This is a genomic window from Streptomyces xylophagus (assembly GCF_000716435.1).
Lineage (GTDB): Bacteria > Actinomycetota > Actinomycetes > Streptomycetales > Streptomycetaceae > Streptomyces > Streptomyces xylophagus.
The window spans coordinates 253,476-277,476 of record NZ_JNWO01000011.1 but is presented as its reverse complement, the minus strand read 5'-3'; the positions used below and the strand labels follow the sequence as shown (position 1 = coordinate 277,476).

The window sequence follows — 24,001 nt, the reverse complement described above, 5'->3', positions numbered from 1 at the left end:
CCACCGAGATCTACACGTAAGGAGTCGTCGGCAGCGTCAGATGTGTATAAGAGACAGCACGAACACCGCGACGGGGGATGATCCGCTCATGCGCATACGACGAGAGGCCCGCTGGGTCCTGTGGGGGCTGTGGCTCGCGTGTCTGGTGTTCTGCGTCTGGTTCTTCGCAGAGGTGATCAGGCTCTTCCTGGAGGCGGAGTCGTGGTGACGGGGCAACGTACCGTGCCCCTGCCGTGCCCGCTGGAAGAACAGCGCACATGTGAACGGCCCCCGACCGAGTTGCCTGGTCGGGGGCCGTTCACCTGCGGTGGGTGTGGGATTTGAACCCACGGTCACATCGCTGCGACGACGGTTTTCAAGACCGTTCCCTTAGGCCGCTCGGGCAACCCACCTGCGCACACGCCCACCAGGGACGGAGCGGGTACAGCGTACCGGGCTCGGGTGTCTGGCGGGGGCCATGGTCCATCCGGGGTCCACAGGCACTCATTGCGACTGAGCACGTCAGCCACCTTCTCCAGGCGTCCGGCCGCGCTGCTCGTCGAAAGCGGGGCGCGCGACGTCCACCGCAGCCCTCAACTCAGCCAGCAGGTCCGACAGCGCCGCGGCCGCCTCATCAGCGGGGACCGCACGCGCAGCACGCCAGTGCTCGGCGCGGCTGTTGCCCTCGGGGTCCCACCACTCGGTGGTGACCACCCCGTGCAGGCGCAGTCGACGGCCGTCAAGCACCTGCACGGCTGCAGCCGCCACGAGGGTGAGCGAGTACTTCGGGAGGTTTTCCACCACGCACATGAAACCGCCCTCATGGTGTACCCGTTCTCCTGGAGTACCTGGCCTGCGGGCTCTCTGTTCTACGGGCACAGCCGGGGAGTGCGGAAACGCCGTGGATTCCGCCTCGGGCCAGGACTCGAGCTCGGAGCACAGTGCTGCGATGGCCCCGCCGATGACCGTCAGATGGTCCGCCGCCAGCAGCTTGGCTGCTTCCCCGAGCCCGTTGGCTTCGGCCGTCACGTCCCGCAGAGCGCCAAGGCGCTCTTCCAGAGAGCCGCTGCGCCTCGGCTCGGCCCAAGGCACAGCCTCGGCGGCCGCCTCCGGCGCGAGAGGACCGAAGCCGTGGAGGTACCGGTTTTGGAAGCGCAATTGCTGGACCTCGACGTCGGGATATACCTTCAGGGTCTCCCAAAGCGCCGCACGTCGTCCTTCAGGGAAGGCGTCTCCGAGCACCACTCCGCTCAGCGCACCGCGGATGTCGATATACGCCGGAAGGAGCGACTGGTCGAGCAGGACAAGCCGGTACTCCGCCTCATTCTCCCAGTCCCAGTACTTCCTGAAGAACAGCGACTCGTGATTCGCCTCGGCGTACGCCAAGGCGGCGGCGTCGACACCAAATTCTCTGATCTGCCCGATGTCCAGTCCGTGCGGCCCGACTCCCTGGGTGCTCACGTAGCGGACAGGACCATGGAATCGCAGTGCGGCTGGATCAGTCTGCTCTTGGAAGGCCTTGATCAGCCGGGTGCGGTCGAAACGCAGGCAGACGCCCGTATGACCGGCGCCGTAGTGGGCCCACAGCGACAGGTGACCCCAACCCCGCGAGGCGTCGCGGTTCAAGACCCGGTCCGGCAGCGTGAAGTCTCGGGTCAAGCACGCGACTTTGGTGTGCAGGCGGATGTTCCGGTCGATGTCGGCCCACAAGTCCATGGGCCCTGCATCTCCGGGCCAGTCCTCGTCGTCGTGGTGGGAGCTGAGGTTGGGGTGCAGGGGGCGCGACTCCCACAGGTCATTCGTCGACTCGAACGGTGACAGCCGCAAAGTCCCGCTGGCCAAGATGTTGTACATGGCCACGTTGGCGTTCGTGTAGTGGTAAAGATCGTTTGTCTCGGACCTCGGTGCCGTGATCATCTCCAACTCCGACGCGTCCAAGGCGTTTTGGGGAAAGGTGAAGACCCGGTTTGAAGCCGAGGAATCTGAAGACGTCATGGCGCAAGCTCCTTCCTCTGGCAGCACCTCTCTGGGCAGGACTCTGAGGCTGCAGCAGCAGCCCACATCCCGATAGCGTCAGAGTGACGATAATCAACCCGTATACCCAGTCACACTCATACGCCGACCGTTTCGATCAGCAACCGCCATGGCCCTGCTCCTGCACGTGGCGGTTCGGAGTTGTACCGATGCCGTCGAGACGACGACCTCCTGAGCCCCGGTCCATGCTGACCATAGGGGCCCACACGCCTACGCCACTCCAACCTCCAGGATCAGGAACCTTGTTGTGATGCGGCTCGACCCTCTCGAAGCAAGGGGGGACCTGCCCCGTTGAAGACAGGCCGCACGTCACCATCCCGCAATCCTAAAGTCCGGCCCATATACCGCCGTAAGCCGGATTGAAGCAGCTAGTAAACCTCCTCCGCGCCTGGAGAGAGCGGACCGTTGGATAGTTGTTTAATTAATCCGAGACTTTGCGCAGATAGCATCACCCACACCACCGAGACCCTCAAGTTAATTTGTCGATAAAACATCATTAGACATGGGCGGTTTGGGCGATCCGATGTCTCGAGATTGAAGCTCTGACATGGTGGGCATAAGACACCACGGAAGACTTGGAAAGGATCCAGGGAAAGGGTTAGCTGATTAAATGCGGATCACCAGACGACTGGACGTACCCAGCCACCGGTGCATGGGCGACATCAACTGTCCGGGAGTATTCGAAACCTCAACGGGTGATGTGGCCATTATTGGGCGCGAAGCTCCTCACGAGCTCCACGCCTCTCTGCCGGACGACTCGAGTGTGGGCCAGGGAGAGAGGCTTGTAGTGATTCCGCGGGAGGTCTTCAGTAGAGCCGTATTAGCTTTCACCATGGCATAGTGGCATTGGTTTGTCGAGATAGTGCGGCCCGGATTGCCATCGGGCCGCGCTGCGGTTCCCGCAGTCATTATTCGGAAATGCATGCTTGACCGTGCGTGCAGGTGCCGTCGACAGTCCTCTGTATTTAGGTTTCCCTGCCTTGCGCCTATTCGTGAACACCTGACCGCTAATCGGTAAGTCGACTTAATCATTATAAACCAGCTTGATGGCTCGTCTTCACGCCTGCCTTGACAGCGCACCGCCGGTGCTTGTAGAGAAATACCTCCGAACGACTCAAAGCGAAGAGCGCACTCTAGCTGGGGGAGGCTAGGCACTCTTCCGGGAGGGTGCACCCTTCCGGATAGGTACATGCATGCGAATCATGAGGCGCCTCGATGTGCCGAGTCGGCGTTGCGTAGCCGACCACAACTGCCCGGCGGCCTTCTCGACTTCCACGGGTGATGTTGCGTTCATCGGGCGTGTGGCCACGCCCGAGTTGCGAGAAATGCTTCCCGCTGGTTCAGGCGTGGGGGGTGGGGAGGAGCTGGTGGTGGTGCCCCGTGAGGTGCTGATCAGCGCCGGCTGGACCCCCCCGAGAGGCTGAGAGGGAAGGTGCGGTCTAGGGAAGGTGCGGCCTAAGGAGGTGGCGCCCTCAGATCGCACCTTCCTCTCCCGAGACCCGGGCATAGGCGATCTCCGCTATGTCATAGAACTTGCGCATGCTTCCGCCGTAAGGCGCTGTGTGACCGCGGGAAACTCGACTGCTTTTCCAGAAGTCTCGCACGAAATCACTGTTGAATATGTGAACCAGGTTCTCTTCGGCCTCATTGTCCGTGATGTATCCCAGCTCGTAGCACATACAGTAGTGCGAAATGATCAGGTTGCAGTACATGTACTGCTTCCGGCGAGCAGCAGAGATCCCTGGACTGTAGTTCGGCCAGCATTCCATCAGCTCCGGGTCGTTCATGGCCATCTCAAGCAGCTTTATGTGGCGAGCTCGTACTGCCGCCTCCGCCGAGCGTCGCACCGTCTTGTGCTGGTCTTGAGTACTCTCGCGCTGCAGACAGAGTTCAGCTGTTTGGGCTTCCAATACTTCTCGGTGCATCCGGGCTTCGTCGTTTTGATGCCGGAAAGTCCGCGCTATGTATATGAGTACGACGACAGAAGTCGCAGCAGCCGCGCCACCATACGCCTGACCTGCGTTGCTGGTGGCCGTGGACTGGATGGCGGGGAGGCTCGTGAGCAGCACCGTGAGTCCGGCCGACCCGACGCACGCGGCAAGAGTAGTGATTCCGAGTATGCATGCTTCTCGCATGTGGCTCGTCATGGCCATGATGTCCTCCGCTGCACCAAAGCGTCCCTCACGCATTTCTCAACGGAGATTTTCCCTGGTGCATATGACAAAAACCGGCGAGCTGGAGCAAACAAAGGGCGCACAAGGGGGCATGTCATGTCGGGGCCGACAGAAGTTCAGTGATGACCTGTACGTAACTCCTCGGTAGACATCCCGAGTTCCACCAACACCACGCGCATGAGTCACTGCACGGCGGCAGGTCTCGCCAGAAGAATCCTTACCCGGAAATCCGGTTGAGACCCACTCCTCGTGATGCTCGAGCAGCGTGCCAGCCTGCATCGGCGCGCCTCCTGTGCGCCGTTGCATTTATCCCAAGAAAGCCGTAGACGCCTTGGAACCGGAGACTTCCCTTCCAGGTATTGGATACTGTGAGCTTTCCGATGTTCGTGACGTCAGCCTATCCACTCTGTTCCGCCGCACGCGCAGAAATATCCGCAGGTGTCAGGAGCATCTGCCGGGACGACGGTCGTGTCACGCCGAGTGGTGTAGTCGCTGCAGGACCGAGGCCGCCTTGACGTACGGGAATTACGTCCCAGCATGTCGGCGATCTATTTCAGGTGGGTGCACACTGCCTCGTCGGTGGTCTGCGCGAAGATGGTGCGAATGAGACGATGTCCTGGTAGCTCACGAGGTCGGCCTGCCCGCACTGGATCTGCGGCCCTGCCGGATCGATGACAGTGCTCGTGTTGGTGTCCGTGGGCTTGACCGTCTTGGAGACCGGGAATGCCGCTCCCGTCGACGTTGCCCGCCCCCCGGGGCCGCGGTCGACGTGGCTTCCTGAGGGCAGGCACCAAGCGCCGACGAGGCGGGCGAGGCGGATTCAAGGCCTACCACTAAGCGGAGAAACTTTCCCCACTTAGCGTCGGTCGGATCGAAGTGAGACAGCCTTCACGCAGAAGGGGATGCCCCTCAGCGAGAGACACCCCCTTTCTGACCAGCACGTCAGCTACTCCCGCGCCGCCCCCAAGAAGTCGTACCCCGTAAAGTCCCCCACCGGCACGAACCCAATCCGCTCGTACAAGGCGCAACTCGTGGCGTTCGCCGGGTCCGCGAACAGGACGACATCCGTCGCGCCGGCGGTCAATGCCGCTCTGCTCACCTCGACCGTCACGGCGCCGGCGTAGCCGCGGGCCCTGAGGTGGGCCGGGGTGTAGACGGGGTCGATGCGGACCATGCCGGCGGTCATCGTCGTCACGGCAGCCATGGACGTGGGGGTGCCGTCCGGGGTTTCCCAGAAGGTGAAGTGGCGGTCGCCGAAGCGTGAGGTGGTCCAGGAGCCGGCGTCGATGGCCTCTATGGAGACAGTCTCTCCGACGTCGACGCAGAACTCCCGGCACCAGCGCACGACTTGGTCACGGTTCTGCTCGCCCGCGACGCGGCCCCGGCCCGCCGGGGCCGGTTCCGGCGGGGTGAGCGTGCCGAGGCGGTGGAGGCGGGCGCCCCAGCTGCGTACCGATGTCGCGCCCGTGTGCCGTTGCCAGGCCTCGGCGAACGTGGTGGCGGTGTCGTGGTCCGAGAGGACGCCGGGGAGGGAGTGGCCGAGGCCGGCCAGGTGGGCGGCGAGGGTGTCGGCCTGCTCGGGGGAGAGGGCGGTGGGGTTCAGCCTGCTGTGGGAGTCGACTCGGTAGAAGGCCGCCTGGACCTCGCCCTCTCGCTCCAGGAGGCCGAACACCGGGGCCTCGGTGCCGTGTTCGGCCGGCCCCCGCTTTCGTAGCTTCTCGATGGTCGTCAGCGTCTGGGTGTGGGGAGTGGGGCGTGACTCCAGGAACTCTCCGGCTCGGGCCAGGAAGTCGTCTACGTCATCGGTGAGTTGCCAGTCGTCCGGTCGCATGGTTCATGATTTCCCGAGCCGTCGGCGGGTGCCCGTGATTTTCTCAACGAGCTTCCATGCATGGCCGGTTGACCCCCGCTGGCTAGCACCTCGCCCCACCCCACCTCACCTCGCTACGGCCGCTGCATCACCCCGTCCACCACGGCGCTCGCCGCGACGTACGACCACTGTTCGTACGTCGTCCCGGCCGCCTCGCGCCGATCGTGTGTGCCCAGGTAGCGGTACGTCTTCGCGTCGAAGATCAGGATCGGGCCGCCGTGTGCCCAAGGAGTTCCGGCGGGTCCGACGTACTGGATGCCGATGCCCACGCGGCCGTCGGCGTCCTTCTGGTGGGGCAGGACCCTGATGCCGGGGACGGTGGCGAGCGCCTCGTAGGCCGCGGAGCGGAGTCCCTTCGGCAGGACGGGGTTGCGGAGCAGGCCGGAGACGAAGTACTGGGTCATCGGCCAATCCGCGGCCCTCATCGGGCTGTTGTAGTCCGGTTTCGGGGAGCCGTCCCGGAGGGCGATCAGCAACTTGCCCGGATCGGTGGGGAGTTGCTTCAGCAGGGTCCACCTGCGCGGCGGCCAGTCGCCCTGGCCCGGCCGGTACACCGGGACCCACTGCTTGCGTCCCAGTTCACTGACGTACGACCGCTTCGAGCCGTCGACCGAGTTCCAGCTCTCGTCGACGTACGTCCTGGTCCGGCCGCCCGCTGTCGGGGTCTCCTTGATGATCTCCTTGGTGTAGATGAACTGGTCGTCGCGCGGGGCGATCGGCTTTTCGAGTCTGCGGTCCTCGGCCGCCGCCCCGTGCAGCACGGTGGTCGCGCTCACCGGCTGGGTGCGCGGGTTGGAGCCGTTGTTCTCGGCCACCAGCACGGTCGTGGTGACCGCCGCCGCGGCGACGCCGGCCACCGCGATCCGCAGGAGCGGGCGGCGCCCGACGGTCACAGGAGCGACGGGGGTGCGCATCGCCTCGTAGAGGCGGAAGCGGGCACGCGCGCGTGCGGGGGCCGTGAGCGGGGGCACGTCCGCGTCCCACTCCCTCAGGAGCTCGAGTTCGTTCCTCAGGTCATTCATCGTCGGATTCCTCTCGGAAGGCTGTCGGATCGGATCCGCCCAATGCGTCGCGAAGTTTTCTGCGGGCCCTGTGCAGCCGTGACCTGACCGTCCCCGCCGGTACCTCCAGGGCGCGGGCGACCTCCTCGTAGCCGAGGTCGGCCCAGGCGACCAGCAGCAGCACGTCCCGGTGCCTGGCGGGCAACCGGGCCAGGGCCAGGGCCAGTTGACCGCGTACGGCCTCTGCCGTGACCCGTGCGGCCACGCGGTCCGCGACCGCGTCCCCGGAACTGTCGGCGGGGGCGGCCGACGGCAGCCGGCCGATCGCCCTCAGCCGCCGCGCCTCGGCGCGCCGGTGCCGGCCCACGAGGTTGGTCGCGATGCCGAACAACCACGGGCGGGCGTCGGCCAGTTCGGTGTTGTACCGGAAGCGCTGTTGGAAGGCGATGGTGAACGTCTCTGCCATCAGGTCCTCGGCCACCTCCGTGCCGAGCCGGCGCGCCGCGTAACGGTGCACCGGGTCGGCATGGCGGTCGAAGAGCACGGCGAATGCCTCGGGCTCGTCCCAGGACCGTTCGATCACCGAGGCGTCGCTCATCGAGGCGTCACTGTCCTGCCCCACCCGGACGCCTGGTTCGACGGTCATCGGGGCTCCTCTCGTCCATGCGAACACGCTGCTGAAGATTGGGCTTTCACCCGTACTTCGCCGCTGGGAGGAATCGGGTTCCCGCGGTGCGCACGCACCCATGGAGGGAGAGGGCGGAAAACGAGCGGGCCGGGCAAGGAAACCCTTGCCCGGCCCGCCGGTTGATCGCTTGGCGCCGTGTCAGCTGTCGCCGACCCTCGATCCCAGGGTCAGGTCGGTCGTGTGCTCCGTGCCGCCGCGCTTGTAGGTGATCTTGACCTTGTCGCCCGGCTTGTGGGTCCAGATCTCGCCGATGAGGGTCGGGCCGCTGTCGATCACCGAGTCGTCGAGCTTGGTGATGACGTCGCCGGCCTTGAGGCCCGCCTTGGCCGCGGGGCCGCCGGTCTCGACCGCCGAGGAGCCGGTGGTGATCGTCGCGCCGGCGGTGCTGTCCTCCAGGGAGACGGAGGCGCCGATCTTGGCGTACACCGGCTTGCCGGTCTTGATCAGCTGCTGGGCGACGTACTTCGCCTGGTTGATCGGGATGGCGAAGCCCAGGCCGATCGAGCCGGACTGGCTGCTGCCGCCGAGGCCGCTGCTGCTGGTCGACTGGATCGCGGAGTTGATGCCGATGACCGAGCCCTGCGCGTCGAGCAGCGGGCCGCCCGAGTTGCCCGGGTTGATCGAGGCGTCGGTCTGCAGGGCGCTCATGTAGGACGCCTTGCTGGTGGAGCTGCCGTCGCTGGAGGCCACCGGGCGGTTCTTGGCGCTGATGATGCCCGTGGTCACCGTGTTGGACAGGCCGAAGGGGGCGCCGATGGCGATCGTCTCGTCGCCGACGGCCACCTTGTCCGAGTCGCCGAGGGCGAGCGGCTTGAGGTCGGTGGGGGCGTTCTTGAGCTTGATGACCGCGACGTCGTAGCCCTGGGCGTGGCCGACGATCTCGGCGTCGTACTTCTTGCCGTTCGGGAAGGTCGCCGTGAGCTTGCCGCCGTCGACCGCGTCGGCGACGACGTGGTTGTTGGTGACGATGTGGCCCTGGGTGTCGAACACGAAGCCCGTGCCGGTGCCGCCCTCGCCGCTGGTGCTCTCGGCCTCGATGGTGACCGTGCTGGGCAGGGACTTGGCGGCGACCGCCGCGATCGTGCCCGGGGAGCGCTTCACGGAGGCGCTGCCGGTGTCGGCGGAGACGGTGGTGGAGCTGGTGTTGTTGTCGTTGTCCTTGGCCAGGGTGTAGCCGATGCCACCGCCCAGGCCGCCGGCGACCAGCGCGGCGATCAGGACCGCGGCCATCAGTCCGCCGCGCCCGCCACCGGGCTTCTTGGGCGCGGGCTGCTGCTGGTAGGGAGTACCCCAGCCGCCGCCCGCACCGGCGGCGCCGTCACCTCCGTACGCGTCGCCCCCGTATCCGCCCACGCCCTCGCCGCCGTAGGCGCCTGTGCCGGCGTCGGCGCCGTACGCACCCGTGCCGCCGTCGGCGTAGGACGGGGTGGCGGGCGGCGGGGGCGGCCAGGCGGCGTCGGGAGCGGATCCCGTGCCCCCGGGCGCCGCGGCGTACGCGGGAGCGGGTCCGGCGTGCAGCGTGTCCTGCGGGGCGCTCGGGGGCACCGGCGGGAGCTGCGTCGTGGGTGCGCCCCCCTCGGGCGCGGCCGGGGAAGCTGCGGGAGATTCCACCGGCACAGGAGGTGCAGACGGGGCCGGGGGTACCTCAGTGCCCTCGTTCTCGGTGCTCACAGCTCTTCTCCTCGGTCCACGGCTGTTGTTCTCGGAAGCATGCGGTCACACTCGTTCACGCTTGTCGACGGTCCGGCGTGAAGCAGCTGTGCATGTGCTTTTGTATGCCGTCAGCTTTTCCCACCGGCCGTCAGGGCACCATAAGCGGTGCCTGTGGGTTCATGGCGATCCTTTATAAGGGGTCATTAACCCCGAAAAGCCGCATACCTATACGTTCTTGGTTCCACGTGTACCCCTTTGCGGTGGCACCATGACGCGGTGACCCACGCACGGCAGCACCGGATCCAAGTCGTCGCCCACCGCGGAGCCTCCGAAGAGGCGCCCGAACACACCCTGGCCGCCTACAAGAAGGCGATCGAGGACGGTGCGGACGCCCTCGAATGCGATGTACGGCTGACCGCCGACGGCCATCTCGTCTGTGTACACGACCGCCGCGTCAACCGTACGTCGAACGGGCGCGGCGCGGTCTCCGCTCTCGAACTCGCCGACCTGGCCGCTCTCGACTTCGGTTCCTGGAAGGGCCGCGACCTGTCCCGCGACTCCTGGAAGACGCGGGACGAGGAGCCGGACTGGGAGCACCTTCCGGAGGACCGGGAGGACACCTCCGTGCTCACCCTGGAGCGGCTGCTCGAGCTCGTCGCGGACGCGGGCCGGCGGGTGGAGCTGGCCATCGAGACGAAGCATCCGACGCGCTGGGCGGGACAGGTCGAGGAACGGCTGCTGGTGCTCCTGAAGCGGTTCGGCCTGGACGCCCCGGCCTCCGCCGCCGACTCCCCGGTACGGGTCATGAGTTTCTCGGCGCGATCGCTGCACCGGGTGCGGGCCGCCTCCCCGACACTGCCGACGGTCTATCTGTTGCAGTTCCTCTCGCCGCGCCTCAGGGACGGTCGACTTCCGGCCGGTGTCCGGATCGCAGGCCCCTCGATCCGGATCGTGCGCAATCACCCTGCGTACATCGAGCGGCTGAAAAGCGCCGGTCATCAGGTGCATGTGTGGACCGTCAACGAGCCCGAGGACGTCGATCTCTGCGTTGACCTGGGCATTGACGCCATCATCACCAACCGGCCGCGGGCCGTTCTGAGCCAGCTCGACCGCGGACAGTAAAGAACCTCATAAAGACCACCAAACACCCCTTGACCCGGGCACCTCACCTGCACCATCCTCCGAACTCGGCCACACCATCGAAAACAAGCCACTTCGTTACAGGGAGTGCTCCGGCGCGTTCGGTCCGTGTTCGATCGTTGCGAATGCGTCACTGAACGTGGATTGGCCGGTTTCCGGTACAGGCCCATGGGGCATCCACACCGTGGCGTGGGGCGAAGGAGGTCTCGGGGGTGGCGTTGGTGGTGGCACAGGAGGTGCCCGCGTCGTCGAGCATGGCCGTAACCCATGGCCCTGCGGGCGTGGGGGAAGCAAGACATCGCATGCGCGACCAGTTGCGCACGGGCGGTGTGTCGGAAGCGGTCATCGACGATGCCGTACTGATCCTTTCCGAACTTCTGAGCAACGCGTGCAAGCACGGCCGACCCCTGGGCGACGCCCTGGCCGGTGACGGTGACGTCCGGTGCGCCTGGCGCGTGGACACGGGCGGACGGCTCACGGTCGAGGTGACGGACGGCGGCGGCCCGACCCGCCCGGCTCCGGCCACCCCGTCGGTGACGGCGCACGGCGGACGCGGGCTGAACATCATCACGGCGCTGGCCGACGACTGGGGCGTCCGGGACGACGCCCGGGGCGAGGTCACGGTGTGGGTCGTCGTACAGGACGACGTCGATGATCCGGATGCCGGGCACCGACGCGACGACTTCGCTACGCGCGTCACCGCGCCCACGGTCTCCGCGGTTCCCCGACTGGAGTTCGCGGACGCGTTCGACGACCTGGACTGAACCGCCGGGCACGCACGGGCACGCACCGGTCAGATACGGCCCGTACCGGCGCGCACCTGTCCACACCGGCCGCGTCGCCCACAGGCCGGCACCGGCGGTGTCGTCCACAGGCCGCCGTCCACGTCGGCCGGGTTGTCCACAGGCTCCCGTCGGTCATGGCGTGAACGGCTAGGCTCCCGCCAGTACGAGACGAGCCGTAACCGGGAGACACCCACGATGGCCAAGAAGCGACCCCAGACCACGGCCAAGCGGCCGCAGCTCAGCGACACAGAGGTCCCGGTGGTCGGTGCCCGCGAGCCCTGCCCCTGCGGCAGCGGCCGCCGCTACAAGGCCTGCCACGGCCGGGCGGCGGCCCACGCGGCGACCGAGCTGGTGCAGCGCCCCTTCGAGGGGCTGGCCGGCGAGGGCGACTGGGTGGCGCTGCGCGAGCTGGTGCCCGCCGCCACGGTCCAACTGCCCCTGAAGGGCGGCCTCCCCGAAGGAGTTCCGTCGGTCACGCTCGCCACGGTGCTGCCGATGGCCTGGCCGGCCCTGCGCCGGGACGACGGCTCGGTGCTGCTCGGCCTGCAGAACGACACGGCCTCCGGCGACATCAGCCGCGACCTCGCCGACACCCTCCAGCGCGCGCTGGCCGCGGAGCCGGGCACTCCGGTGCAGGCCCGCCGTGCCCCCGCCGACGGTCCGCGACTGCAGGATCTGCTCGACCCGGAAGGCACGTTCGAGCCAGTTGTGCACGCGGGCTTCGAATTCTGGGTTCCGGAGGCGGAGCACGCGACGCCGGAGGTGACCGCTTCCCTGGAGCGCGCCAACGCCGCCGCCATCCCGACCGCGAAGCTCCAGGGCGTGGACGCCGCGTACTGGTGCGAGACCCCGGACAAGAACCATCTGCGCTGGGTCATGCCGTACGCGGAGGAGCAGCTTCTGGACGGACTCGCGCGGCTGCACGCCGCGGGTCGCTCCGGTCTCGGTGAGGGCACCCGTCTCGTGGGGTCCTTCCGTGCTCACGGTCTCACCGTCCCCGTCTGGGACCTCCCGAGCGGGCTCACCGCGGACGACATCGAGAAGCCGGCCGCCGAGTTCGCCGAGCGCCTCACCGCCGCGCTGGCCACGGACGCACCGCTGACCGCCGACGAGCGTCGCGCGCGAGGCGGTCTGACCAACCGGCAGGTCACGCTGAGCTGACACCCGGAATGGGGCAGGGGTTCGACTGACCGACCGTTCAGCCGCAACAGGCCTGTTCACTTGGGTGACTCCTGTCACAACTCCCCGTTGTGACAGGGAAGTCGGTGTCCGAATAGCCGAGATCGAATTTGCGAACCGCCGATCTCTTGTTACCGTTCGAGTAGCCCGGTTGCTGGTGCATCCCCCGTCGCCAGCAACCGGGTCTTTTCATGCCCGGCTCCCGTTTACGGAACGACGCCGTCCGTCAACTCGCCGTAGGCGCCGAGGAGTTGCTCCCCGAGCGCAGCAACAGCGGCCCGCTCCCGTCCCTCGCCGCGAACTCCGCGACGGCCGTGTAGGCGGCCAGATCGCCCCGTGTCCGCTCCCGGGGCGTCTCGCACAACGCGGGCTCGTCCTCGGCCTCCACGACGCAGTGCATCTGCACGGTGCGGTCGGCCGGACCCATGAGGCTCAGCACCGAATCCAGGTCGTCGCCGGTCGCGTTGCGGTAGTAGGTGCGCGCCCAGGTGTCCTCACCCTGTGTCATGACACAGGTCTGCGCCTCGATGCCGTCGGGGGAGGAGAGTTCGGGTCCGCAGCGCGCGGCGGTGGCAAGCCCCAGGCCGAGCGTCAGCGGGGAGCGGGCGGGCGAGGGAGCGGCCGACGGCTCCTTCGCGTCACCGTCGGAGGAGCCGGAGGCATCCGAGGAGTGCACCAGGGACCGTACGACTGCGTGGCCCTCGTCGCGTACGGGCCCCGCGGACGCCACGGCCAGCGGCAGCGCGACCGCGCACACCGCGACGCCCGCGAGGGCGAGCAGACGAAGGTTCATAGAGCGGAAGATAACGACCAACCACGGGCGCCACGTTCCGTGCGCGCCCGACACCCTTACAACTCGGGCGCGCTCACACCCGTACGAGTGAGGGCCTCGACCACGGCGTCCACCACGGCCTCGACATCGGGCACCCAGGGCGAGGACGAGCCGGGCAGTGGTGCGCGCTCCCAGCGGATCTGGCCCTGGCCGGTCTCGGAGGGGGGCAGGGCGAGGTAGCCGCCCTCGCCGTGGAAGCGGAGCGAGCCGGGGACGTGGTCCTTGGCGTAGAGCAGTTCGCCCAACTGCTCGAGGGAGTACGGCTTGACGAGCAGCGACCAGCGGGTCGGCGCGGCGACGACCGGGCCGAGGCGCATGCCCTGGCGGTCGAGCGCGGCGAGGGCCCGGGAGGCCGCGGGTGCGGGCAGGCTGACCGCGCAGGGAGCCTTGTCGCCGGTGGCGAGGACGATCGGCGCGGCGGGTCGGTTGCCCCACCACCAGCGCACCATGCGCGCGTCGGTGGTGGCCGCGAGGAGGCCGGGGTCGAAGGGATGTGCGCCGGGCACCGTGCACTCCGGGTCCGGACAGCCGCAGCGGGCCCGACCCTGGGGGTCCGGTGCCACGCCCGGGAGTACGGGCCATTGCCATTCTGTCGCGAAGGTCAGGGCCGCGCTGAGCATCTCAGACCTCCTGTTGTCTCGCCTGGACAGGAGCCTGCGTCGCTTTCCGAGGATCTCGCGCATGAGCGCTCGTTCCTTTCCGTTGCACCGCTGGCAACACCGAGGACCACATCACACCATGTGTCGATCACTTCACTGTGCGTACCTGTTGGCGCATCACACCCCTGCCTTCGGCAGGGGGAACCCGTGCGTGCATGAAAAGCATGGGCGTGGCGTGGGGGTGGCGAAGTCTGGCGTTTTGCTGTCCCGCGTAGTTCTCTCCGCCTCCGCCACGGGAGGATGGGTCACGATCGTCGGTGGTTAAGACGCCCGGGTCCCTCACCAGGTTCCGGGTGGCCCCCAGCCACCCCTGGCCTTCTCCGAGTACGTACCCATCACGACCGCTGTGACGCTCCGTCGAGCAAACCCAGTCGACCCCAATGGACCGTCCCCTGATGCAGTTTTAAGCCAACTTTGCCAATCCGCAAGAGGAGAGCGAAATACCCCCGCCAAACCCATGGACACCAGGAATCCCAGCAGGACAATGCTGGACATCCCCTCACGAGTGCGTGTACATGTGGAGACACTGCCAGCGGCGCAGAATGACATGGGGGTTTGCGATGCTTTTGAGCAATACGCACCGGTCGGAAAGCCGGACGCCATGACCGCCCCGCACCCTTCGAAAGTGGCTGGAATCGATTCAACGGTTCCCTCGCCCGCACACACTGTCGCGCCCGCGCCTGCCGCCACCGGTACCCCTCCGGCACCCTCTTCGAACATCCAGAACACGCCGGACACCGCTGCGAACGCGCCAAGTGCCCTGCTCCAGGACCGTCTTGCCGGCTGGGTGTCCGATCTCACGACCCTCCATGAACTCACGGAGCGGCTGGCACGCACGGACGCACTCGACGAAGCGCTCCGGGAGCTGCTGCGCGCCGGAGCCGCCCTGGTGGGCGCCCGCCGCGGACTCGTCGTCCTGGAACCCGGCGACGGCCTCGGCCCCCACACCACGATCGGCCTGGGCCTGGCCCGCTCCGACCTCGGCCACATCGAGACCGTCCCGCGCGGGGCGATGTCCTACGGCCAGCTCCTCGACAGTCCTGTCGGCGTGCCCGGCGGCGAGGGCGGCGAGATCGTCCACCCCGACCTGTTCGCCGAGGACGCCCTCGACCCGCGCCACCGCGAGGTAGCCGCAAGCCTGGGCTACGCGGCCAGCTACGCGCTGCCGCTGGCGACCGACGCGGCCGGGCGGATCGGCGCCGCCGTGTGGCTGTACGACGAGCCTGCCGAGCCGGTCGAGCGGCAGCGCCATCTCGTCGGCCTGTACGTCCGCTACGCCACCGAGCACCTGGCCCGGCTCCTCGAAGTCGAGCGCACGCGCGCGTGCATGACGACCATCGCCGAGGAGCTGCTGCCGTCCCGGCTCCCCCGCGTGGCCGGTGTGCAGCTCGCCGCCCTGCACCGCACGGGTCCGCGCGGCGGCGGCGACTGGTACGACGCGCTGCCGCTGCCCGATGCCGCGCTCGGCCTCGCCGTCGGCTCGGTGACCGGCTCCGGGCCGAGCGCGATCGCCGCGATGGGCCGGCTGCGCGCGTCCCTGCGGGCGTACGCGGTGATGGAGGGCGAGGACCCGGTCGCGGTCCTGTCCGACCTCGAACTGCTGCTCAGGCTCACCGAGCCCGCCCGCTCGGCCACCGCCCTGTTCGCCTACTGCGAGCCCGCGCTGCGCAAGATCACGCTGGCCGGCGCCGGACACAGCCCGCCGCTCCTGGTCGGCGAGCGGCGCACCGAGTTCGTGGAGACCTCCGTGTCCGCGCCGCTCGGCATGCTGGCCTGCTGGGAGGCGCCGAGCGTGGAGCTGGAGGCGGAGCCCGGCGAGACGGTGCTGCTCTACACGGACGGGTTGCTGCACCGCACCGGCGACCCCATGGACCGCGCCTTCGCCCGCCTCCACGCGGCGGCGGCGAGCGTCCCCAAGGCACTGCGCGCCGACCCGGCCGCGATCGCCGACCACGTCCTGCGGACCGTTCTGCCCGACGGCCTCGACACGGCCGACAGCGACGAGGACGTCGTCCTCCTGGCGGCCCGTTTCGAGTAGTCGCCCAGGAGCCATGTGTAACAGGCCTTCCGGCCCTGGGCCCCCTTCCGTACGACCGTACGATGGAGGGGGTCCAGTGCCGTATCTAGGAGGATGACCGTGGCCGACGAGCTCGATCCGGAGACCCCGGAAACTGAGTCTGAGGAGCCTGAAGAGCCGATCAAGAAGCGGAAGAACGGCCTGTACCCGGGCGTCTCCGACGAGTTGGCGGACAGCATGAAGTCCGGCTGGGCCGACACCGAGCTGCACGACCTGCGGCCCGTCGAGCAGGCCGAGCACACCGCGCGGCGCCGCGCCGCGCTCTCCGCGCGCTTCCCGGGCGAGCGCCTGGTGATCCCCGCGGGCAACCTGAAGACCCGCTCGAACGACACCGAGTACCCCTTCCGGGCGTCGGTCGAGTACGCGTACCTGACGGGCAACCTCACCGAGGACGGCGTCCTCGTCCTGGAGCCCACCACCGACGGCCACAAGGCGACGATCTACCTCCTGCCGCGCTCCGACCGCGAGAACGGCGAGTTCTGGCTCTCCGGCCAGGGCGAGCTGTGGGTCGGCCGCCGCCACTCCCTCACCGAGGCCGAGAAGCTCTACGGCATCCCCGCCTCCGACGTCCGCGAACTGGCCGAGGCGCTGCGCGAGGGCACCGGCCCGGTGCGGGTCGTACGCGGCTACGACGCGGGCATCCAGGCCGCGCTGACCGACAAGGTCACCGCCGAGCGCGACGAGGAACTGCGGGTCTTCCTCTCCGAAGCACGCCTGGTCAAGGACGAGTTCGAGGTCGGCGAGCTGCAGAAGGCCGTCGACTCGACGGTCCGCGGCTTCGAGGACGTGGTGAAGGTCCTCGACAGGGCCGAGGCCACGAGCGAGCGCTACATCGAGGGCACGTTCTTCCTCCGCGCCCGTGTGGAGGGCAACGACGTCGGCTACGGCTCGATCTGCGCCGCAGGACCGCACGCCTGCACCCTGCACTGGGTGCGCAACGACGGCCCGGTCCGCTCCGGCGACCTGCTCCTCCTGGACGCCGGCGTCGAGACGCACACCCTGTACACCGCCGACGTGACGCGCACGCTGCCGATCAACGGCCGCTTCAGCGACATCCAGAAGCAGGTCTACGACGCCGTCTACGAGGCCCAGGAGGCCGGTATCGCGGCGGTGCAGCCGGGCGGCAAGTACCGCGACTTCCACGACGCGGCACAGCGCGTGCTGGCCGAGAAGGTCGTCGAGTGGGGTCTCGTCGAGGGACCTGTGGAGCGCGTCCTGGAGCTGGGCCTCCAGCGCCGCTGGACGCTGCACGGCACGGGTCACATGCTCGGCATGGACGTCCACGACTGCGCCGCCGCGCGGACCGAGACGTACGTGGAGGGCACCCTGGAGCCCGGCATGGTCCTCACGGTGGAGCCCGGCCTGTACTTCCAGGCGGACGACCTGACCGTCCCCGAGGAGTACCGGGGCATCGGCGTCCGCATCGAGGACGACATCCTCGTCACCGAGGACGGCAACCGGAACCTGTCCGACGCGCTGCCCCGGACCTCGTCCGAGGTCGAGAGCTGGATGGCGTCCCTCAAGGGCTGACAGCGGATGACTGCCAACTGATACAAGACTGATGGCCGGGCACACGTGCGGTGCCCGGCCATTCGTGTGCCGATCGTGTGCCTAGGGGGAGGCGTTTTTCATGAACGTGCCCAGGGGGAGGGCTTTTTCGTGAACGACTTCTGGTCCGGAGTCGGGGTCGACCTGCATCTGGAGCCCGACACGGAGGGCGGCCGCCGCGTCGGTCTCGAACGCGCGCTCCGGGACGCCGTACGCGACGGCCGGCTCTCCCCCGGGACCCGTCTCCCGGCGACCCGCCGCCTCGCGACCGAACTCGGCGTCTCCCGGGGCACCGCGAAGGCGGCCTACGACCAGCTCGTCGCCGAGGGCTATCTGACCGCCCGCCAGGGCTCGGGCACCCAGGTCGCGCTGCTGCCCTCCGTCGACACGGAGGCACCGGGCGCGGCGGCACGCGCGCGTGTACCCCGTTTCGACCTGCGGCCCGGCAGCCCGGACGTCGGCGCGTTCCCGGCGGCGGCCTGGCTGCGCTCCCTGCGCCGCGCGATCGCGACGGCACCCTCCTTGGCGTACGACTACGGCGACCCGCGTGGCCGTATCGAACTGCGCACCGCGCTCTCGGGGTACCTGGGGCGTGCGCGCGGGGTGATCGCGCCCCCGGAACGGATCGTGATCACGTCCGGGTACGTCCAGGGACTCGCGCTCCTCACACGCGTGCTCGACGGTTCCCGGGTGGCCATGGAAGACCCCGGACTGCCGTTCCACCGGGAAGTGGTCCGGCACAACGGCGGGCACGTGGTGCCCGTACGGGTCGACGAACGGGGCGCCCGCGCCGAGGAGTTGGGGGACGCGGCGGCCGTGGTGGTCACCCCGGCCCACCAGTACCCGACCGGCGTCACCCTGCACCCGGAGCGCAGACGGGCGCTGACCGACTGGGCACGCGCGCGTGGCGGACTGATCGTCGAGGACGACTACGACGGGGAGTTCCGCTACGACCGCCAGCCCGTCGGCGCGCTCCAGGGGATGGCACCGGGCCAGGTCGTGTACCTGGGCACCGCCTCCAAGACCCTCGGGCCCGCGCTGCGGCTCGGCTGGATGGTGCTGCCGCCCCACCTCGTCGACCCGATCGCCGACGCCAAACTGCACAGCGACCACCACACCGAGACCATCGGCCAGCTGGCACTCGCCGAACTGATCGACAGCCACGCCTACGACCGCCACGTGCGCGCGTGCCGACTGCGGTACCGGCGCCGCCGCGACCAGCTCCTCGACCGGCTGGGGTCGCGCAGAAGCGTGCGCGGCATCGCGGCCGGACTGCACGCGCTGGTGGAGGTCGCCGACGAGGATGCCGTGCTGGCGCGGGCGGAGACGGAGGGGCTCGCGGTCGGACGGCTCGGCGAGCACTGGCACGCGGCGAGTGAGGGCGAGGGACGGCCGCAGGGGCTGGTGGTGGGGTACGGGACGCCCAGGGAGCGGGTTTATCCGGAGGCGTTGGAGGTGCTGGGGCGGGTGCTGGAGGGGGCCTGAATGGACCAGTGACGGGTCAATTGGACCAGTGACAGGGACGGGTATTGGTTCTGTCGGGCGGCCCATTGACCTTCTACCGTCGTAACCATGACGAACTCGCTGGTCCCACCCGCCGGCCCGCAACGCACCCTCGCGCTGGCCCAGTTGACCAACTCCGTCGGCGACGGCGCCTACTACGTGACCTCGGCGCTGTACTTCACCCACGTCGTCGGCCTCGCCCCCGCGCGCGTGGGCCTCGGGCTCACCCTCGCGTGGGCCGTCGGCTCGCTGGTCGGGGTGCCGCTGGGGCGGCTGGCCGACCGGCGGGGGCCGCGCGGTACGGCGGTGCTGCTGGCGCTGGCGACGGGGGCCGCGGTGGCGTCCTTCCTCGTCGTCCGGGGATTCGTGCCGTTCGTGATCGCCGCGTGTGCCTACGCGTCCGCGCAGTCGGGGCTCGCGGCGGCCCGGCAGGCGCTGCTGGCGGGGCTGGTGTCCGCCGGGGAGCGGACCGGGCTGCTGGCGCATCTCCAGTCGACGCTGAACGCCGGGCTCGCGGTGGGCGCGGGTCTCGGCGGGCTCGCGCTGCGGGCGGGGACGCGGTCGGCGTACCTCGGGGTGTTCGCACTGGACGCGGCGAGTTTCCTGGTGTGCGCGGGGCTGCTGCTGCGGCTGCCGTCGGTGCGGGGCGTCCAGGTGCGGAAGACGGGCGGTCTCGGCGTCCTGCGGGATCGCCCCTACGTCGTCGTCACGCTCCTCAACACCGTGCTGCTGCTCCGGATGCCGTTGCTCAGCCTCGGGCTGCCGCTGTGGATCGCCGAGCGGACGGACGCGCCGACCTGGCTGGTCTCCGCGCTGTTCGTGCTCAACACCGGTGCGGTGATGGTCTTCCAGGTGCGGACGGCCCGCGGGATCACGGGTCTCGCGTCGGCCACGCGCGCGATACGGCGATCGGGCTGGGTCATGCTCGCGGCCTGCGCGGCGTTCGCACTCTCGGCGGGCGCGTCGCCGTGGGTGGCCGTGGGGGCGCTGGTGGTCGGAGCGGTGCTCCAAGTCGCCGCCGAAATGGGGCAGTCGGCGGGTTCCTGGCAACTCTCCTTCGATCTGGCGCCCGTTGACCGGGTGGGCGAGTACCAGGGCTTCTTCGGTACGGGCGTCACGGTGGCCAGGACGATGGGCCCCCTGGTGCTGACGTCCCTGTTGTTGGAGTGGGGGACGCCTGGCTGGCTGCTGCTGGGCGGGGCGACGGTGGTGGCGTCGTACGCGATGGGGCCGGCTGTGCGAAGGGCGGCCGGTACGGGTCGTAAGGCCGATGAGGAGGGGGAGGCGGGCGAGGCTGTCAGGCAGCCCGCGCTGGTGAGTTGACCGGCACCGGCGCCATCAGGCGGCCCGCGCCAGTGAGTTGACCGGTAAAGAGTCCAGGAACAACGCGCCCGCCAGGAGCCCCGCACTTCCGCGAGGGCTCCACGCGCGTGCGTGGAGGTCGGCGTCGAAGACGGCCAGTGCTTCCGCGCCCGCGTCCGTCGCCGTGCCGCCCGCTTCCAGGATGCCGCGGGCGCCCGCCTGGACGTGGCGCAGTCCCAACGGGCCCGCGGTGTGCAGGAGTTCGGTGTCCTGGAGGGTGGACATCACGGTGAGGAGGGCGTCCAGGCGGGCCTGGGTCTCGGTGGCGCCGGTCGAGCGGACCGCCGTGAGGGTGTCCAACGCCCGCCGTACGTGCGGGAATCCGGCCTTGGCCTCGCCCCGGGCTCCGGCCGCGCCGTACTTCGCCGAGATCGACGAGCCGCGGGACGGGCGGCGCGGGGCGCGTCGGTCGGGGTGACCGGCGATGCGTTTGGCGGTCGCGGCGACGTCCTTCGCCCCGGCACGGGGGTCCAGGGCGGCCGCCGCGACCAGGAGACCCAGCGCCCACAGGGCACCCCGGTGGCCGCCGCCCGCGAGCGTCACCGAGTGTTCGGTACAGCGGCCGATCGCCCCGAGTTCCGTGCGGAGCACGGGAGTTGGCTCTCCTGTGCGGCGGGCGGCCGCCGCCATCGCCGCGAGGCCGGGTGCCAGCGCCTTCGCCGACCAGCGCAGGGCGCAGTGGTCCACGCGGGTCGTCCGGGCGGCCAGGTCGCGCGGGTCGGGCAGGCCCGGCTTGGGAGCCAGGGCCAGTTGCACGGTCAGTGCGTCCACAGCGGCCTGCGCCAGCGCCTCGTCCTCGCGGCTCGTCATCGTCGTACCTTAAGAGGAGGCGGAGGCCGAAGGGGAGGGGCTGTCGCTGGGCGGTGTGCCCGTCGGGGCGTCGCTCGGGGGCGTACCGCCGCCACCGCTGCCCGCGCCCGTGCTCTCGGCGTCCGGGTCGACGCCGAGGGTCAGCGAGCCCTTGTAGCCCTTGGACGGGTCCTTCTTGTGCACGGCCTTGAGGGTGAGCAGACCGCTGGAGGCGCCGCCGCCGTCATAGACCATGTCGTCGGCGAGGACCGTGTACGAGCCCGTGTGCTTGGCGTAGGGGTCGAGGGTGAAGATCTCCTCGGCGACGTCGTCGGCGAAGAACAGCTGGCCGGTGTAGTTGACCTTGCCGCCCTCGTAGGTGCCGTCCTCCTTCTCGCCGCCGGTGTGCACCTTCACGTGGATGTGGCAGGTGCGGGGCGTGTACCAGCCCGGGAAGATCGTCTCGAACTTGACGACCCCGTTGGCGTTGGCGATCTGGTAACCCCGCAGATACGTCTGGTCGTTGGCGGAGTCGCCCTCCTCGCTCTCCGCGGGGGCCGAGCCGCCGGGGTTGGCCGTGGTGTAGCCGGAGTAGTAGCCCCAGGCGTCGCAGTGCCAGATCTCCACGGCCGCGCCCTTCACCGGGGTGCAGCCGTCCGTCGCGTCGACCACGGTCAGGCGCAGGGTGAGCGGGACGCCCGCCTTGCCCTCGGTGATGTCCTTGCGCACCAAGGCACCGTCGAGGTAGTAGGGGCCCTCCGTGACGCTCGTCATCAGCGTCATGCACTCGCTGCTGGTCGAACTCGCCGACGCCGTGGCGTCCGCGTCGGCCGTCGTGTCCGCGGTGTCGGCGAACGCCGACTGGAAGCCGGCCGCCACCAGCCCACCGGCCGCGACCGTCCCGCCGGTCACCGCGAGGGCGCGGCGCCGGCTGATCGTTTTGTCTTTGTGGTTTCCCGTCATGATCACGAAGCTAGGGACGGGCACCGTCAAGGGCATGAGCGTGCGCTGTGCGCAAGATAAGAATGCTCAGAAAGCTGAAGTCGAGTCTTCCGGGCACATGCTCCCCGGACGCGTCCTCACACCGCCATCAACGGCGCGTCCTTCCGCCACTTCAGGATCTTGTCGAAGCTCACCACCGCGCCGCCCACCCCCGGCTTGTTGCCGATGTGGACGTGGTCGGCGAGTTCCTGGATGAGGCACAGACCGCGGCCGTTCTCGGCCTCGCTCGGCGCCGGCCGGACGGACTGCGCGCGGGCGAACCCGGGGCCCGAATCCGCCACTTCGATACGGCACTTCTCGCCGTCGAGGTAGGCGGTGACCCGGTACGCCTCCGAGGACGTGCCGTGCGCGGTGTCGCCGCCGTGCTCGACGGCGTTGGCGCAGGCCTCGCTGAGGGCGACGGAGAGGTCGTAGGAGATGTCCGGGTCGACGCCCGCGGTCTCCATCGTGCCGAGGAACAGTCGCCGGGCGAGTGGCACGCTCGCGGCCTCGCGCCTCAGATGGAGTGACCACCAGATGCTCATGCTCCAGCCTCCCGGCCGCGGCTCGACATACCGATACCTATTGCCGCCAGTGCCCCTGTGTAAGCACGGAGTTGACGTGATGCCGCCCATATGGGGGATGTGTCCCAAACGTAATTGGTGTATCCGGAGGTAGCTCACGTCAGAGAGTCACCTTTGTGACGTACAACACATTATGGTCCCGGTGTTGCGGACCTGCCGTATGGCACCGATAAGGCCGGTGCGATGATGAGCCCGCCATGACTGCCCCCCACCCACGCACGGTGCGCTCCGGAGGTGAACTCCGGACCCTGCGGGCCGCGGTGTTCGCCGCGGTCTGTGTCGTGCTGGCCGCGGCCGGTCACGCGATCGCCTCCTGCGCCACCGTTCCGCTGTGGACACTGGGCGCGGGCTTCCTCGGCACGTTCCTCGTCGTTGCGCCGCTCGCCGGACGCGCGCGCTCGATGCCGGGGATCGCGGCACTGCTCGCGGTCGGACAGGCCGTGCTGCACACCCTGTTCGGGCTCGGCCAGACGACCTCCGGCACGTCGGTCACCGGCGGCCTGTCCTCGTCCGACGCCACGCTCGTCGCGCGCGCCGCGCATCTGCTGTGCGGGACCACCGCGGCGGCGATCAGCCCCGCGCAGGCCCACCAGATCCTCACCGACGCGCGCATCCTGCCGACTTCGGGCTCAACGAGTTCGATGAGCGTGATGAGCACCATGGGCTCGATGCATCACCCGGCGGACGCCATGTCCACCTCCGCCGGCTCCTCGATGTCGCTGTTCCCGTCCCTGTCCATGCTGCTCGGCCACGTCCTCGCGGCGCTCGCCGCGGGCTGGCTGCTCCGGCGCGGGGACCTGGCGCTGCTGCGCCTGATGGAACTGTCGGCGCACGGAGTCACGGAAGGGGCGCTCGTACGGTCCCTGCGCGGGGCCCTCGCCCTGGTGCGCGCCCTGCGGGCCGGACTGCCGGGGGCGCCCGAGACGGGCCCGCGCCCGCCCCGTACCGCCCTCTTCGCCCCGCCCGCGCCGCACACCACCGCACTCCAGCACTCGGTGATCCGCCGCGGCCCGCCGGCCGTCGCCGCACACGCCCTCGCCGCCTGACGCGACGCGACCACCATCACCATTTCCGTCGAGCACAGCTCTCCGGGAGGGGACGGCCGCCGTCGTGCGGCACACGCGCGTGCCACGCGCCCCCTCTTCACCACCGGAACTCACTCG

At 69.1% G+C, this 24,001-nt stretch carries 19 protein-coding genes and 1 tRNA gene; 8 read left to right on the top strand and 12 right to left on the bottom strand.

Annotated features, from left to right (window positions below; all coding sequences use genetic code 11):
- Positions 1 to 305 precede the first annotated feature (305 nt).
- The 7 genes from OO70_RS26060 to OO70_RS26030 form a co-directional block, all read right to left on the bottom strand.
- A tRNA-Ser gene (locus OO70_RS26060) sits at positions 306 to 392 on the bottom strand.
- A gap of 109 nt (positions 393 to 501) precedes the next feature.
- Positions 502 to 1,974, bottom strand: coding sequence for a DUF2971 domain-containing protein (locus OO70_RS26055; RefSeq protein WP_043676255.1), 1,473 nt, complete (start codon positions 1,972 to 1,974; stop codon positions 502 to 504).
- A 1,511-nt stretch (positions 1,975 to 3,485) separates the two neighbouring features.
- On the bottom strand, positions 3,486 to 4,166 hold the full coding sequence (locus OO70_RS26050) for a DUF6082 family protein (RefSeq protein WP_158711515.1): 681 nt from the start codon (positions 4,164 to 4,166) through the stop codon (positions 3,486 to 3,488).
- 967 nt (positions 4,167 to 5,133) lie between these two features.
- Positions 5,134 to 6,018 carry a GNAT family N-acetyltransferase gene (locus OO70_RS26045; RefSeq protein WP_043676251.1) on the bottom strand — a complete coding sequence of 295 codons (885 nt, stop codon included), beginning with the start codon at positions 6,016 to 6,018 and terminating at the stop codon, positions 5,134 to 5,136.
- A 113-nt stretch (positions 6,019 to 6,131) separates the two neighbouring features.
- Entirely contained in the window at positions 6,132 to 7,079 is a 948-nt protein-coding gene (locus OO70_RS26040) for a CU044_5270 family protein (RefSeq protein WP_043676248.1), read from the bottom strand.
- Entirely contained in the window at positions 7,072 to 7,704 is a 633-nt protein-coding gene (locus OO70_RS26035) for an RNA polymerase sigma factor (protein ID WP_043676244.1), read from the bottom strand. The genes OO70_RS26040 and OO70_RS26035 overlap by 8 nt, the downstream gene beginning before the upstream one ends.
- 180 nt (positions 7,705 to 7,884) lie before the next feature.
- Positions 7,885 to 9,417: a S1C family serine protease gene (locus OO70_RS26030; protein WP_043676241.1), complete on the bottom strand. Its 1,533-nt coding sequence runs from the start codon at positions 9,415 to 9,417 to the stop codon at positions 7,885 to 7,887.
- 258 nt (positions 9,418 to 9,675) lie between these two features.
- On the opposite strand from OO70_RS26030, the gene OO70_RS26025 reads away from it, so the two are divergent.
- The 3 genes from OO70_RS26025 (at position 9,676) to OO70_RS26015 (ending at position 12,485) form a co-directional block, all read left to right on the top strand.
- Positions 9,676 to 10,521, top strand: coding sequence for a glycerophosphodiester phosphodiesterase (locus tag OO70_RS26025; protein WP_043676238.1), 846 nt, complete (start codon positions 9,676 to 9,678; stop codon positions 10,519 to 10,521).
- 230 nt (positions 10,522 to 10,751) lie between these two features.
- Entirely contained in the window at positions 10,752 to 11,303 is a 552-nt protein-coding gene (locus tag OO70_RS26020; RefSeq protein WP_043676235.1) for an ATP-binding protein, read from the top strand.
- Positions 11,304 to 11,519: 216 nt separating this feature from the next.
- Positions 11,520 to 12,485 (top strand): DUF5926 family protein, encoded by a 966-nt coding sequence (locus tag OO70_RS26015; RefSeq protein WP_043676232.1) that lies wholly within the window; start codon positions 11,520 to 11,522, stop codon positions 12,483 to 12,485.
- A gap of 244 nt (positions 12,486 to 12,729) precedes the next feature.
- Here OO70_RS26015 and OO70_RS26010 read toward each other — a convergent pair whose 3' ends face one another.
- The gene (locus tag OO70_RS26010) at positions 12,730 to 13,296 is read right to left on the bottom strand and encodes a hypothetical protein (protein ID WP_043676229.1); all 567 of its coding nucleotides are present in this window, start codon (positions 13,294 to 13,296) and stop codon (positions 12,730 to 12,732) included.
- Positions 13,297 to 13,352: 56 nt separating this feature from the next.
- Positions 13,353 to 14,018, bottom strand: a complete 666-nt coding sequence (locus OO70_RS26005) for a bifunctional DNA primase/polymerase (RefSeq protein WP_026150092.1) — start codon at positions 14,016 to 14,018, stop codon at positions 13,353 to 13,355.
- A gap of 460 nt (positions 14,019 to 14,478) precedes the next feature.
- On the opposite strand from OO70_RS26005, the gene OO70_RS26000 reads away from it, so the two are divergent.
- The 4 genes from OO70_RS26000 to OO70_RS25985 all read left to right on the top strand — a co-directional run bounded on the left by OO70_RS26000 (position 14,479) and on the right by OO70_RS25985 (position 20,445).
- Entirely contained in the window at positions 14,479 to 16,032 is a 1,554-nt protein-coding gene (locus tag OO70_RS26000; RefSeq protein WP_078651552.1) for a PP2C family protein-serine/threonine phosphatase, read from the top strand.
- A gap of 93 nt (positions 16,033 to 16,125) precedes the next feature.
- The gene (locus tag OO70_RS25995) at positions 16,126 to 17,601 is read left to right on the top strand and encodes an aminopeptidase P family protein (RefSeq protein WP_043676225.1); all 1,476 of its coding nucleotides are present in this window, start codon (positions 16,126 to 16,128) and stop codon (positions 17,599 to 17,601) included.
- A 129-nt stretch (positions 17,602 to 17,730) separates the two neighbouring features.
- Positions 17,731 to 19,104: a MocR-like pyridoxine biosynthesis transcription factor PdxR gene (gene pdxR / locus OO70_RS25990; RefSeq protein WP_043676222.1), complete on the top strand. Its 1,374-nt coding sequence runs from the start codon at positions 17,731 to 17,733 to the stop codon at positions 19,102 to 19,104.
- Positions 19,105 to 19,191: 87 nt separating this feature from the next.
- On the top strand, positions 19,192 to 20,445 hold the full coding sequence (locus tag OO70_RS25985) for an MFS transporter (RefSeq protein WP_043676219.1): 1,254 nt from the start codon (positions 19,192 to 19,194) through the stop codon (positions 20,443 to 20,445).
- A gap of 15 nt (positions 20,446 to 20,460) precedes the next feature.
- Here OO70_RS25985 and OO70_RS25980 read toward each other — a convergent pair whose 3' ends face one another.
- The 3 genes from OO70_RS25980 to OO70_RS25970 all read right to left on the bottom strand — a co-directional run bounded on the left by OO70_RS25980 (position 20,461) and on the right by OO70_RS25970 (position 22,799).
- Positions 20,461 to 21,294, bottom strand: a complete 834-nt coding sequence (locus OO70_RS25980; protein WP_043676215.1) for a triphosphoribosyl-dephospho-CoA synthase — start codon at positions 21,292 to 21,294, stop codon at positions 20,461 to 20,463.
- 9 nt (positions 21,295 to 21,303) lie between these two features.
- Positions 21,304 to 22,236: an intradiol ring-cleavage dioxygenase gene (locus tag OO70_RS25975; RefSeq protein WP_199827400.1), complete on the bottom strand. Its 933-nt coding sequence runs from the start codon at positions 22,234 to 22,236 to the stop codon at positions 21,304 to 21,306.
- A 116-nt stretch (positions 22,237 to 22,352) separates the two neighbouring features.
- Positions 22,353 to 22,799 (bottom strand): ATP-binding protein, encoded by a 447-nt coding sequence (locus OO70_RS25970; RefSeq protein WP_043676213.1) that lies wholly within the window; start codon positions 22,797 to 22,799, stop codon positions 22,353 to 22,355.
- 236 nt (positions 22,800 to 23,035) lie between these two features.
- Here OO70_RS25970 and OO70_RS25965 point away from each other — a divergent pair, with 236 nt between their 5' ends.
- Positions 23,036 to 23,884 carry a hypothetical protein gene (locus OO70_RS25965; RefSeq protein ID WP_043676209.1) on the top strand — a complete coding sequence of 283 codons (849 nt, stop codon included), beginning with the start codon at positions 23,036 to 23,038 and terminating at the stop codon, positions 23,882 to 23,884.
- Positions 23,885 to 24,001 lie beyond the last annotated feature (117 nt).